Genomic DNA, 12,564 nt, shown 5'->3' on the forward strand with positions numbered 1-12,564 from the left:
CCGGCGTTCTGCCGGGCTTCCTTTTCAAGGAGTTTTCAGATGCACAGTGTCAGCGCAAACGGCGCCAATATCCCCGCCCTCGGTTTCGGCACCTTTCGCATGCCGGATGACGACGTTCACCGCATCCTACCACAAGCCCTGAAACTCGGCTTCCGCCATGTCGACACCGCCCAGATCTACAAGAACGAACAGGCGGTCGGTGATGTTCTGGCCAATTCCGGCATCCCGCGTCAGGACATTTTTCTGACCACAAAAGTCTGGGTCGACCGTGTCGGCCACGACGCCTTCATCACCTCGGTGGACGAAAGCCTGAAAAAGCTGAAGACCGACTATGTCGATCTGCTTCTCCTGCACTGGCCGCAAAGCGAAATGCCGCTCGCCGACCGCATCGGCGCGCTGAACGATCTGCGCAAAGCCGGCAAGGTCAAAAATATCGGCGTGTCGAATTTTTCGACGGCACTAATGGCGGAAGCGGTCAAACTGTCGGATGCCCCTATCGTCAACAATCAGGTCGAATACCACCCCTACCTCGACCAGACCAAGGTTCTCGGCGAAGCCGCAAAAACCGGCATGTCGCTGACCGCCTATTACCTGATGGCCGATGGCGCTGTGCCCAAGGACGAAGCGTTGAAAGATATCGGCGCCAAACACGGCAAGACCGCCGCACAGGTGGTGCTGCGCTGGGCCGTGCAGCAGAAGGACGTGATCGCGCTCTCCAAGACCGCCACCGAAAGCCGCCTGCCGGAAAATTTCGAGATCTTCGATTTCGCCCTGTCGGAGGAGGAAATGGCAGCCGTGCACAAGCTTGCCCGTCCCAATGGCCGCATCGTCAATCCCGGCCATCTGGCGCCGGATTGGGATCAATAAGGCAGGCAGGTTCGACCTACGATGCGGGATGGGTGGGAAACCACCCATCCCGCTTTGTATTTGGGCAGGGTTTGACCCATCCGGGGCGTTTCCCTTGCATGGTGGCGTCTTCGCTGTCCGCGCATGGTTGTCTCGAACCTCTGCGACCATAGTTTCATGGACGGGCTGGGAGAGGAGGAAACCGCATGCACGTCAAATCATTGATCCTGCCGATGCTGGTTCTGGCAACGGCCAGCGCGCTGCCGGCACAGGCGCAGCAACGTCGCGGCAGCGAACCACAGCCGGCGGACTGCCCGAAATCACTACCATCAGGCACGGAATGTTTCGCCGGTCAGGACGCGCGGGGCGCCTATTACTGGATCGCCAAACCGAAAGACTGGAACGGCACGCTGGTCGTACATGCCCATGGCGGGCCGCGCACCGCCAAGCCGAAAGCGGATGATACGGTCGAGGATCTCGAACGTTTCGCCGTCACCGTTCAGGAAGGTTACGCCTGGGCCGGGTCAAACTATCGTCGGCAAGGCTATGGCGTGCGCATGGCCGCCGCCGATACCGACAATGTCAGGCGCATCGCCATCCGCCTGCTGGGTGAACCGAAACACGTGCTTCTGCACGGCCAGTCCTGGGGCGGCAATGTCGCGGCCAAAACCGCCGAGCTTTACGCGCTCGACTGGCGCGGCGCCAAAAACTACGACGGCATCGTCCTGACCAGCGGATTGCTTGCGGGCGGCAGCCGCGGTTATGATTTCCGGGCCGACCTTCGCGCCGTCTATCAATATTACTGCAAGAACCACCCGCGTGCCGACGAAGCGCAATATCCGGTCTGGCAGGGCCTGCCCAAGGGCGAAACGATGAAACGCGAAGAGCTGGAAAAGCGCGTCAACGAATGCACAGGTCTTTCGCTTGCCGCAGACAAACGCACGCCGGAACAGGCAAAGAACCTGAAAAACATCCTTGCCGTCACCCATGTTCCGGAAAAGACGCTTGTTGCGCATCTCGCCTGGGCAACAGGCCTTTTCTCCGACATCGTCTGGCGCCGTCTGGATGGCAAGAACCCGTTCGACAATTCCAAGGTGACATACAAGGGATCGGATGACGACGCGGCGCTGAACAAGGGCGTCGAACGTTTTACGGCCGATCCGGCAGCGCGCCGGGCCATGGCATACGATTCCGATCTCACCGGCCAGATCGTCGCCCCTACCATCACGCTCCACGCCAAGGACGATCCGACCGTTTTCGTCGATCACGAAGCGATCTATCACCAGACGGTGGAACGCGCCGGCAATGGCGATCTGCTGGTCCAGAATTTTTCCGACGAGGCAGAGCATTCAAAACTGTCGACACCCCAATATGCGGCGCTGTTTTCCGCCATGCTGAGCTGGATCGACAAGGGCGAGAAGCCGACGAAACATTCGGTGGCGGCGCTTTGCGAGGAAAAGCGCAAGACCTATGACGAGGCTTGCAGGCTCCTGCCGGATTTCGAACCAAAGATCGACAGCCGTTGAGCACCACATAGGCACACGATCTGACTGGCAACGACACAAGTCTGCCCCATCTACCCTTCGACGGAAAAAAGAAGGGGCAGAGCTTTTCATGACGGACCAGACATCCCCCCATTTCAGTGATCAACGAAGAATAACATGGGCGGTGCTCGCCATCGGCTTCAGCATGGCGATGTCCTGCATGATGCTGGCCAAGCCGGTTCATGCCGAAGGCTTGGTCACGCCGGGCGCCTTTATCGTGCCCTTCCGCGATTTCGATACGGACAGAAATGTCGTGGTGAGAAAACCACCGCCTGATTACGCGGGCACATGCTGGCGCATAACCTATGTGCGCGGCGGCAAGGTTGGCATCGAACTGGCCAAGGGCATATTCAAACCCGAATGGGAGGATGGAAAAAGCTTCAGGAGCTTTACCGATGAGACCGACATGACGTCTTACGGAAAGTTCGATTACGATCTGTCAAAAGGCGAATTTTCGATTTTCCGCGTTGTGAAGCGCTGCCCCTGACGACCGAGACAGGACACGGCGATACAAAAACTGTGCCGCCGTGTGGCCGTCGAGATCAATCCTTGGCAAACGTCGTCGCGGACTGCGAGGTCATCACCATCATGTTGTAGTCGTTGACCAGCCAGTCGAGATCGCGGCCGGCGCCCTTGCGGGCATCACCCTTTGCCTTCTGCAGTTTTTCATCGATGTTACGCAGCTTTGACAGAAGCGAAGCCGGCGCGGATTCGAAGACGTGAAAACTGTCCGGGTGCTCGATCGCATAATCATCGAATTCGCGCACGGCGCTCGCATAGTCATCGAGTGCCGGCTTGAAGGCGACCATGTCGACCACGGGTTTTTCGTTGCTGGGCAGCAGTTCCATGATCGCTTCGGCGCGCAGCATGACATTGCGCACATGCCAGCGCGACTTCTTGCCCTCCGCCTTTTCCAGCGCGTTCAGCGAAGCAAGGTCGACCTTGACCTTTTCGGTGCGCAGCGCCGCATCGGCGGCTTCGCGGCGCTCCTCGAAGGTCGGGGCAAGCGCGGCAATCTCCTTATGGAAGGCCTTGGCCCCCTCCATCTTGTCGGACTTGTAGTCCTGCCGTTCGTAATATTTGTTGGCCTTCTCGATCACCGGCGCCAGCTGCTGATAGGTTTCGGCATAGGCCAGCATGGCGGCATCGAGTTCCGGCAATTTGGGCTCGGCCTCGGCAGCCTGCTCGACGGCGGCGATCTTGTCGCGCACGTCATAAAGAGAATAAAGCCCGTAGACATTGCGCTCCTTGCCGGTCGGGCCCTTTTTCATGTCGACCCAGCTTTCGTAGCGCTGCAGCGATTCCGATGCGCGCAGCGAGCGGTTGAGGAAGTCGACATAGGTGTTCATCTTGTCGATCGCCTCGTCGGAGGCGACATCTTCAGCCGCAGCCCCGTCAGCAGATTGGGCGAAGGCCGAAGCGGGCGAAAGGATCGGGGCGACAAGCGGCCCCTGCAAAAGAATGGCAATGGCAGCCGTGGCAAGCGCCTTCGACAGAAAAGACCGCATGGATTTTGACCCCTGATATACGGATTATCTAAATGTCGGCGCATTTGGCGCAGGAAGTCGCAAGGTCAAGTCGGGACGTAAACTTAAATCGCCAAGTGAAGACAAGAAGACGCGGCAGGCGTTGCTTGGCTGCAACAAGTCCGTCCGCGTCCTCCTCAAGTCATCACAGCCAGCCCTTGCGCTTGAAATACAGGAAAGGGAGCGCCATCGAAACGACCATCATCGCCAGCGCCATGTGATATCCGTAATGCCACTGCAATTCCGGCTGGAATGAAAAATTCATGCCATAGACCGAGGCGACCAGCGTCGGTGGCAGAAACACCACCGAAGCAACCGAAAAGATCTTGATGATCTGGTTCTGCTCGAGATTGATCAGGCCAAGCGTCGCATCCAGCAGGAAATTGATCTTTCCCGACAGGAAGGCGGAATGATCGCCCAGAGACGTTGCATCCCGCTGCAGCAGTTTCAGGCGCTGGCGCACTTCCTTCGGCAGCTTGCGATCCACCCCGTCGATCGCCGAATAATAGGCAACGACACGCGAAACGCTAACAAGGCTTTCGCGTACGACGGTGATGAACTCGCCCTTGAGGCCGATCTCACGCATCAGTTCCTGCAGGTCACGGGTCTTCTTGTCGGCCTTCGATGCCTTCGCATCAAAAACGTCGCGGGAAATCTGGTCGATATCGTTGCCGAGCCGCTCCAGCGTATCGGCCATGCGGTCGATAATGGCTTCCACCAGACCGGTCATCACGAGTTCGCCATAACCGCAATGAACGCCGCCGCCACCGCCGCGACGAGCGCGCGCCATGAAGGCATCGAACGGACGCGGCTCGGAATGGCGCACGGTGACGAGCACCTGCCCCTTGATGATGAAGGTGACCGGCACCTTTCGCGGTGCGCCTGCATCCGGGCGGGTCAGCACGGTCATGGTCATGAACTCGGCCCCCGCCTCCTGATAAAGGCGGGCGGAAAGCTCGATATCCTCCATTTCGTCGGCCGTCGGCACGGCGATGCCGAGCAACTCGCCGACAAGGCGTTCTTCTTCGGCAGTCGGTTCGACCAGATCGTACCAGACGGTATTGGCCAGCCTGTCGTCAGCCAGCAGTTCCACCGGATCGGTGGCGACGGTGACGAGGCGATCGAGATTGTGGGCATGGATGCGCAGCATGTCGGCTCCTATCGGGGACCATCGGTTCCCCGGGAGCCATGACCGCAAGAGGTCAGGGAACCAGAGAAACGCGTCGGTATGGTGACGTCGAACTTCGACTGTCGGGGTTCATCTCGGTTGTCCTTTGAAAGAACGGCGCCCGGACGGGCTCCGTCATGGCGCTGGAATGCGCCCGATTGCGGATGAAGTCAACGGCTTTTATGCGGCACCTCTTATGCTGCATTTGCATTGAATCACACTCGGATTTGCGTCATTCAGAATGCGGGCAGGGAGATGGATTTTGAGTTCTAGCAAACGCGCGCCAATCATTTCCGAAGCGCAGATCATGACGCAGGCAGCAGTGATCGCGGCGGATCGCCTCGGCCTCGACACGGCGACATTTGCCGCCACGATCGGCATCAGCGAAACGCATGTCATCGACATGACCCGGCTGGATCATCTGTTGCGCAAGGGCACCGGCCCTTGCGACCGCGCGCTGTTGCTTATCCGGCTGTTTCGCGCTCTTAGACATGCCGGTGACGAGGCGGCGGCGCGTGACTGGCTGCATGGTGAAAACGATGCGCTCGGCTGTCGGCCGGTGGAGATGATCGGCGGCCAGGAGGGGCTGGATCAGGTGATCCGACACGTTGAAGGCGCAACGGAAAACACCTCGACAAAGGCATGACCACCGAATTCGATATCACGACAGCCTTGGCTAAGAGAACCGCGCACCCCTGTCCTGCCGGCTTTCCGAAGTCGGAAGCAGGATCGACGCAATGCTCTCGTCCTCCAAGCGCAGGCAATGCAGGCCAACCCCGGCAAGACCTACCATCAGGCAGGGACTATAACCTCCCGCCTGGAGGCCGGACGGCATGGCTTTTACGGAAAACTGGCTGCCGAGGACATTCAGGCTTGCGGCGCGTGCCGCCGCGATCAATGCCGGATCGCGTTTGCGCCACCCATGTTCCAGGATGATATCCGAAAGGCCCAGACTGCCGTGACAAAGCGTGACGTCGACATTGGCTGCCTTCGATTTGGTTTGAAGGACTGCCAGGGTCGTCTTGGCTGCCACCTGTGCAAACGCCTGATGCTCATCGGCTTGCTCTGGATCAAGTTCGGCGGCCCGGCGATGCCCCAGCCCGATACCCGGCGCACCATGACACCAGGCGTTTCGGAAAGTGCCGATAATCTTTCCGTCCTTTTTGGCATGGGGCTGGCGCGTATCGATCCAGTTGCCGACATCCGGATTGAAGAAACTGTCTTCAAAGGCAAAGGCGCCGCGCGCGTGTCGCAAAAACACCTCCTCGCCGAATGCGCGGAAGGCTTCGAGAAGGCCGACCGCCAACCCCGTTGCACCATGCGAAAAACCGGTCAAAGGCGGATGCTGCAATTCCACACCGTGGATTTTTTCCGACGTCCAGAAACACATTTCGCCATGCCACTGGCTCTTTTCGACGATCTCCTGCGCGCACCTGCGGGCAAGCGCGCCATAGGCGGAGTTTTCGAAGCGATGCTCCAGATGAAGAAGAGCCGGGATGGCGCCGGCATTGCCGCCGATCAGGTCAAGCGAATGCGGAATGGAGAGACCATCCCACAAACGTTGTTCGATCTCCGCGATCTCGCGCAAAACCAGGTCGGCAACGGTGGGATCGTTATCAAGCAGCATTGAACCGACATGGATAAGGCCGAGGTCACCCGCGTAAAGAGAGATGGGAGAGGCCGGGAACGGATTTGTCTTGACGTAATGACATGAGCGAAGCCAGCTGCCGACAGCCGCCTGAGCATATTCGCTCCTCCCGGTTGCAGCGTGAAGCTGGCTGAGAAACAGGGCGATGCCGGCCGATCCACTGTAGACTTCGGGGCTGAGCGCCACGGTCCGGTGCGAGTATCGCGCGATTTCCGGATCTTCGATATCGCGCCGGCCCAGCCAGTTGCGGTGGAGGGAACCGTCCATCCGCATGGCCGTCTGCACCAGATGATCGCCGATGCGGATAGCCTCGTTGAGGAAATATCCCGTCGCAACGGCACGAAAGTCGTCAATCCTGTCGGGCTTCATCTCGGCTCCAGACTTTGGTGGCGTTTTGGATAAGGGTTTCGTAATGCGCCAGGTGCGCCATTGGCGCATGAGGATGGCGGGGCGACAGTCCCGCCTGCCGGAAGGCGGCCGCGACCAGGCTGTCAGGCTCGCTCGCCACGGAGCCGAATGCCCGCGCAATCAGGATGTCGGCCATCAGCATGGAACGGGAGATGCCAAAACTGTCGCCGTTTCCTGGATCTTCCGCAAAGGCCAGACCCGGCGCGATCTGGCGCGTGAACAGCGGCACGGCGGAAGACAGCCTTGAACCTATTGCGTCATGGACAGCCAGCACCAGGGGTAATGCCTGCTCGAGTTGTGCCGCATGAATGTAGAGAACGCCGGCATCCGAGCGATCATAGCTATGGGGAGACGACAGCACCTTGGTGCGGAAGTAAATGCCGGCGCGGTTGAGCTTCTCCGTCACCGCAGCCATGTAATCGATCGCCACCTCGGCACCGAGATGCCAGAAGAACCGCAGCAAGGGACCAGGTTCGGCCCCGATGTCCTCGATGCAGGTGTCACCCAGTGCCATGTAGAAATGGGCATTCAGGAATTTATGGTCTTTGCCGGCTCTGACCCAGCAGTTCCGGCCATCGGCGGCAAAACGCACGCTTTGCGGTGCAGCCCAGAACAACACGTCTTCATGACGGACCACCACCTCGCCTGTGGCCGGATCTTCGCCCAGCGCTTGCCATCCTTCCTGCCAGGCCCCCTGCCCGCGATTGGCTTGCGACAGATGATGGACAAAGTCCGAGATGATGCCGGCTTCGAGTTGCGGCGTCTTTGGCGCCGCGCGATTGTAAAGCTGGGTGTAGATATCCGTTGTCAGCACCTTGCGCAAAAGTTGTTCGGGCGTCTCGTCACCCGATGTACCGAGCGCCCCTTTTTTTGAAGGATCGATGGTCCTTATCTTTTCAAGATCGCGCTCAAGGCCATCGATCCTGTAACGCGTCAACGAGCCGATATCGACGGCCGCAATGACCCGGTTCACATCATCCCGGAAATCGAAAAAAGCGTTCATGCCACGACACCCGGTTTGAGACCAAAGAGTTCAGAGGCCGTCGCGTGGGGCTTTCGCAATATGCTTTTGCCCATCCCCATCAGCACCTCGGCAATCGGCGGCAGGGTTTCGAATTTCGAGGCGATTTCATAGGCCGTCTGCAGGATACGGATGCCGGACAGACGAACGGTTTTCTCAAGGAATGCCATGCGGTCCGGCTGCGGCATGGCGAGATTCTCCAGATAGGAATCCCAGAAACAGCGAATGCCGGGCTTCAGCTTGCCGATCGGAAAAGCGGCCTCCTGCACCATTTCGGTTGCCGATCGACCATCCGGCATCGAAATCGCCCACCAGAAGACAAAATCCTGAAGCACGCCGGCAACATCCCAGGCCCGGTCGCCGATCTGGACGAGTTCCCAGTCGACGAGGCGAATATCAGCGGGGCTGTCGGCACCATCATCGGCAGTCGCGCCGAGCACGAGGATGTTGTCCAGCTTGACGTCGCCGTGGATGATCGCATCTGGCGACCACATGGAAACCGTCTGTTCCCATTGCTGCATGACTTGATGATCAGCCTGAAGGCGGCGCAGATACTGCAAGCCACCCTGACGGATATAGCCCGTAACCTCCGGTTTCGGCCGGTTGACCCGCAAGCCGAACGGCAACTCCCTCGTCAGAAAGGCCGGCAGGGGATCATCGTTCCCGAGTGAGAACGTTCGGTGGAAGACCGCAAGCAGCTTTCCCAGTTCACCGATCGCACCGAAAGGCAGATGATCGGCGCCAAGCGATCTGTAGTGTTGCCATAGCGGCTTGGAATCCTGCAAAAGGTCAAGGACAAGCACGCGGGCATCGCTATCCGTCAGACGCGGCGCCGCGATATAGCGCAGGAAATCCGATCTGTTCTCGATCACATAACGATAGAACAGGATTTCGGTCTGCAGGGTTCTCGCATTGTCCGACGCGGGGTCCAGTGCCTGCTTGATGAGGTAACTTCCTTCGTCGAGCGTCGTCACCTGGATATTGCGGTTTCGCCGCGTGACCGAGGTCGCTTCATAGTCTCCAGCCATGAAGCTGGAAGACGAGACAAGCTGCTGCGCCAACAGCACTTCGTGAATAGTGTCGATCGTATACATCGTGAACCAGACATACCCGTTGCCATTCAGTCGACGCCCGGAAGAGGACGCCTCGCGGCGCCCTCCCCGCGATGGATCGACCGTCAGGTCGTGCATGCTGTTGTGGCAATCGCAATCCAGCAGCAATCGCCGGAGACGGACTTGCGCGCGCCTTTCACGGCATCGACAGTGGCGCTGTCGGTCGAGCAACCGGTCGTGGCGAGCACGATCCAGCAGCAATCATCATCGACACTGGTGTGTGCATTTACCGCGCTCTCGACGGAAACATCACTGGTCGTGCAGCCGGTTGTAGCGATGATGATCCAGCAGCAGCTGTCCGAGGGAGCCGCAACGGAAGCAACCGAGCTCGTTGTGCACCCTGTGGTCGCCACAAGGATCCAGCAGCAATCTTTAGAGGTCATTGGTTTTCTCCTTATGAGTGTGATCCATTTGGTGAATTGCCCTCACAGGACCTTGACGCGTGACCAACCGGCCCCTTCGATCGCCCCCCTGCCGAACCCGCTGAAAACCCGGGATTTCGGCCATCCAATCAAAACAAAAAGCAATCACTGAGCGCGCCATAGGGAATAACGTACCCACACAAATACACAACTTAAAATAGATTAACCGACTCTCTTGCAATTCAAGGAATATTATCTTTATCCCGGGGCGCAAGGGTTTACGCGACCCCACACATCTGGATGAACGGGAGAAGGGAACTCCGACCACGCGGCATGCGTTTGATGAATAACGACGTTTCCGGCGAGGCGCCCGCAAGGAGAAGCCTGGTCGGCGGCATCCCCATCAGGAGGAACAGGATCATGAGCAAGGATGAACGGGCCCGCGATGCGATTGAAGAAACCGAGGACAAGTCGGCCAAGGTGACGAAGAAAACCGACAATCCTGCCGCCGGCCCGCACGCCAAGGAGCACCTGACCGACAAGAGCAAGACACCCGGCACCGGCTCCCTGCCCGACAACGCGGATGAGAGTACCACGCCAGGTTCCGGCTGATCGGCCGAAAATCGATCGCGCAGCAAACACTCGCATGAAGAGGACGAGATGAAGAAACCGCAGGAATCCACGACGCCGCGCGCCGCGAAAACGGCAAGCCCGCGCAAGCGAAGCACAGCCCCGAAACCGGCCAGCGTATCGAGCCCGATGGATGAAATTCGCGCTCTGCGCCAGGAGGTTGCCGAGCTGACCCGGCGGCTGGAAGCCAGCCGATCGACGAAAAGACCGGCCGATACCTTTCCAAAGGACAACCTTCAGCCATGGCTGCAGATCGCCGCCACCGTCGGGGTGACGATCGCACTCGGCAAGATTATGCAGGCGCTGCGATTACCGGCTGCTGCAGCGGTCGCCGTGCCGATGATCACTGCAGAGTTGAATCGGAAATTTTTCTGAGCCCGCCACTGTTAATGCGCAGTCTTTCGGGCGCAGCGTTTTAGGCTGGGTGTTTTGGGTCCAATGTTTTTGGCTCAGGTTCGCGGCGTTGGACGGTCTCTCGGCGCGAACGTCACCGCCCGCCCGCTTGATGACGATTGCTGGGCTGCCAATCCCATGGCAACAGCCCACCAGCCATCATCAAACGACACTTCCACCGGTCCCTCGCCCTTTAGCGCACGTATGAACCGTTGATGCTGGTAAAAGGTCGAACCGTTATGGTCGCCGGCATCGAGAAGCGCCGGGTCGACCGGAATGTCGATCGCGCGCGGCCCCTGCGGCTCGCGCGGCGAAACGATCACCTTGGCGACCGGGGGGCGCCCAAGATGCTCCGGCCAGAAACGCCCCGGCCCCGGCACCTTGCATTCGATCTTGCCGTTCGGCCCGACGGCCGAGATCTCCTCCTGATACCGCGATCCTTCGGCGAACATGCACAGTTCCAGCATGGCGCGGGCACCTGAGGCGAAATCGACGATCGCGTATCCATGGTCCCAGATATCCGGCTGCAGCCCATCATAACGCTCATCGGCATGGTTCACCGCCTGACCGCCCGAGGCCATGATGCGCACCGGATCGGATTTCAGGATCAACCGCATCAGATCGAAAAAATGGCAGCATTTTTCCACCATCGTGCCACCGGTCCGCGCATTGAAACGGTTCCAGTCGCCGACCTTTTTCAGGAAGGGAAAACGGTGCTCGCGGATGGTCAACATACGGATGCCGCCGGTCGCGGCTTCAGCCTCCGAAATCAACCGCGCCACCGGCGGCATGTAACGATATTCCATCGCCACCCAGATCGGCGCCGGATAGTTTTTGCGCAAGGTCTCGATGCGGGCCATGTCCTCGGCGCTGGTGAACAACGGCTTTTCCACCAGAACCGGCAGGGGCCGGATCGCTGCGATTTCCTCCAGCTGACCGAGATGAAAATGATTGGGACTGGCGATCAGCAGGCAATCGAGCTCGTTGACGGCCAGAAGTTCCTTGACCGACCCGACCATCCGCGCATTCGGAACAACCTCGCCGGCACGCGCCCTCATCCCCGCATCCGGTTCGAAAATCGCCACCACATCCGCATCCGGCAGAAGCGCCAGATTGCGCAAATGCTCCTGCCCCATCATGCCGCAGCCGATCACGCCATAACGCACCGCCATTTCTCCTCCATCCCTATTTCAACCGCGACACATAGCGAGCGACCGAATGGTCGATCCATGTGCGCGAAACCTCCGCCCGTTTGCCATCCTGCGCTTCGCTCACGCGCAGCACCTGCACTGCCGGTTCTCCCGCCCGACGGCCAAAATTATCCGGTGCCCAGTCCGGCACCGTATCGAGACCGATGCGATCTTCCGCCCGCACGATCCAGAGACCGAGAGCCTCGCGGTAATAGAGATAAAGCGACTCCGACAGGTCTTCGGCGCGGATGGTCTCGGCATAATCGCCGTCGAGCCAGATCTCTTCCAGCGCCGCCACCTTGCCGGACAGAAAACGAATGCGGCGGATACGATGAGCCTCGTTCGACGAACCGAAATCCGGCAGATCGGTGGATTTTGGCAAACGCCGCACATCGAGAATGTCCGCCGTGGGCAGGCCGCCGCCCTCCAGCAGCTCCAGCCGGAACATCGCATAGATGCTTTTCGGATCGCTGACGGCGCGCACGTAATTGCCAGAACCCTGCACCCGCTCCAGCATGCCGCGTGATTGCAGTTCCGAAAGCGCCTTGCGCAAGGTGCCGGTGGCAATGCCAAGCTTTTCCGACATCTCCCGTTCCGGCGGCAGCTTTTCGCCATCGATCAGACGGCCAGCCGCGATGTCACGGATCAGAAGCTCGGTAATCTGCAGGTAGATCGGCAGGCTGCCGGATGTCTGCTGCATGCCCTCTCCCATCACG

14 protein-coding genes are annotated in these 12,564 nt (G+C 59.4%); 7 read left to right on the plus strand and 7 right to left on the minus strand.

The genetic code is table 11. The annotated features are described in order from the left end of the window. The first annotated feature begins 39 nt into the window (after nucleotides 1–39). From ACRQ1B_RS12585 to ACRQ1B_RS12595, 3 genes are all read left to right on the plus strand, one after another. Nucleotides 40–867: an aldo/keto reductase gene (locus ACRQ1B_RS12585; protein ID WP_432294017.1), complete on the plus strand. Its 828-nt coding sequence runs from the start codon at nucleotides 40–42 to the stop codon at nucleotides 865–867. Between the two features lie 185 nt (nucleotides 868–1,052). Continuing rightward, on the plus strand, nucleotides 1,053–2,372 hold the full coding sequence (locus ACRQ1B_RS12590) for an alpha/beta hydrolase family protein (RefSeq protein ID WP_432294018.1): 1,320 nt from the start codon (nucleotides 1,053–1,055) through the stop codon (nucleotides 2,370–2,372). A gap of 88 nt (nucleotides 2,373–2,460) precedes the next feature. Then, on the plus strand, nucleotides 2,461–2,877 hold the full coding sequence (locus ACRQ1B_RS12595; RefSeq protein ID WP_432294019.1) for a hypothetical protein: 417 nt from the start codon (nucleotides 2,461–2,463) through the stop codon (nucleotides 2,875–2,877). A gap of 55 nt (nucleotides 2,878–2,932) precedes the next feature. Here ACRQ1B_RS12595 and ACRQ1B_RS12600 read toward each other — a convergent pair whose 3' ends face one another. Together ACRQ1B_RS12600 and ACRQ1B_RS12605 are read right to left on the minus strand one after the other, a co-directional pair. Beyond that, nucleotides 2,933–3,898, minus strand: coding sequence for a YiiG family protein (locus ACRQ1B_RS12600; protein WP_432294020.1), 966 nt, complete (start codon nucleotides 3,896–3,898; stop codon nucleotides 2,933–2,935). Nucleotides 3,899–4,061: 163 nt separating this feature from the next. After that, complete coding sequence (locus tag ACRQ1B_RS12605) at nucleotides 4,062–5,066, minus strand: magnesium transporter CorA family protein (protein ID WP_432294021.1); 1,005 nt, start codon at nucleotides 5,064–5,066, stop codon at nucleotides 4,062–4,064. 280 nt (nucleotides 5,067–5,346) lie between these two features. On the opposite strand from ACRQ1B_RS12605, the gene ACRQ1B_RS12610 reads away from it, so the two are divergent. Then, nucleotides 5,347–5,730 (plus strand): antitoxin Xre/MbcA/ParS toxin-binding domain-containing protein, encoded by a 384-nt coding sequence (locus tag ACRQ1B_RS12610; RefSeq protein ID WP_432294022.1) that lies wholly within the window; start codon nucleotides 5,347–5,349, stop codon nucleotides 5,728–5,730. A 30-nt stretch (nucleotides 5,731–5,760) separates the two neighbouring features. Here ACRQ1B_RS12610 and ACRQ1B_RS12615 read toward each other — a convergent pair whose 3' ends face one another. The 3 genes from ACRQ1B_RS12615 to ACRQ1B_RS12625 are packed head-to-tail and all read right to left on the minus strand — an operon-like array spanning nucleotide 5,761 to nucleotide 9,351. Next, entirely contained in the window at nucleotides 5,761–7,101 is a 1,341-nt protein-coding gene (locus ACRQ1B_RS12615; RefSeq protein ID WP_432294023.1) for a lanthionine synthetase LanC family protein, read from the minus strand. Further along, complete coding sequence (locus ACRQ1B_RS12620; protein WP_432294024.1) at nucleotides 7,082–8,143, minus strand: T3SS effector HopA1 family protein; 1,062 nt, start codon at nucleotides 8,141–8,143, stop codon at nucleotides 7,082–7,084. Before ACRQ1B_RS12620 ends, ACRQ1B_RS12615 begins: the two co-directional genes overlap by 20 nt. Next, the gene (locus ACRQ1B_RS12625; RefSeq protein WP_432294025.1) at nucleotides 8,140–9,351 is read right to left on the minus strand and encodes an aminoglycoside phosphotransferase family protein; all 1,212 of its coding nucleotides are present in this window, start codon (nucleotides 9,349–9,351) and stop codon (nucleotides 8,140–8,142) included. Before ACRQ1B_RS12625 ends, ACRQ1B_RS12620 begins: the two co-directional genes overlap by 4 nt. A gap of 45 nt (nucleotides 9,352–9,396) precedes the next feature. Here ACRQ1B_RS12625 and ACRQ1B_RS12630 point away from each other — a divergent pair, with 45 nt between their 5' ends. From ACRQ1B_RS12630 to ACRQ1B_RS12640, 3 genes are all read left to right on the plus strand, one after another. Continuing rightward, nucleotides 9,397–9,807 carry a hypothetical protein gene (locus ACRQ1B_RS12630; RefSeq protein ID WP_432294026.1) on the plus strand — a complete coding sequence of 137 codons (411 nt, stop codon included), beginning with the start codon at nucleotides 9,397–9,399 and terminating at the stop codon, nucleotides 9,805–9,807. Between the two features lie 248 nt (nucleotides 9,808–10,055). After that, the gene (locus ACRQ1B_RS12635) at nucleotides 10,056–10,247 is read left to right on the plus strand and encodes a hypothetical protein (protein WP_432294027.1); all 192 of its coding nucleotides are present in this window, start codon (nucleotides 10,056–10,058) and stop codon (nucleotides 10,245–10,247) included. 48 nt (nucleotides 10,248–10,295) lie between these two features. Continuing rightward, complete coding sequence (locus ACRQ1B_RS12640; RefSeq protein WP_432294028.1) at nucleotides 10,296–10,640, plus strand: hypothetical protein; 345 nt, start codon at nucleotides 10,296–10,298, stop codon at nucleotides 10,638–10,640. Nucleotides 10,641–10,714: 74 nt separating this feature from the next. On the opposite strand, the gene ACRQ1B_RS12645 is transcribed toward ACRQ1B_RS12640, so the two are convergent. Further along, nucleotides 10,715–11,830 (minus strand): Gfo/Idh/MocA family protein, encoded by a 1,116-nt coding sequence (locus tag ACRQ1B_RS12645; RefSeq protein ID WP_432294029.1) that lies wholly within the window; start codon nucleotides 11,828–11,830, stop codon nucleotides 10,715–10,717. A 13-nt stretch (nucleotides 11,831–11,843) separates the two neighbouring features. Further along, complete coding sequence (locus ACRQ1B_RS12650; protein ID WP_432294030.1) at nucleotides 11,844–12,548, minus strand: GntR family transcriptional regulator; 705 nt, start codon at nucleotides 12,546–12,548, stop codon at nucleotides 11,844–11,846. Nucleotides 12,549–12,564: the final 16 nt, after the last annotated feature.

Source organism: Endobacterium panacihumi (assembly GCF_050847465.1).
Classification (GTDB): Bacteria; Pseudomonadota; Alphaproteobacteria; order Rhizobiales; family Rhizobiaceae; genus Neorhizobium; species Neorhizobium panacihumi.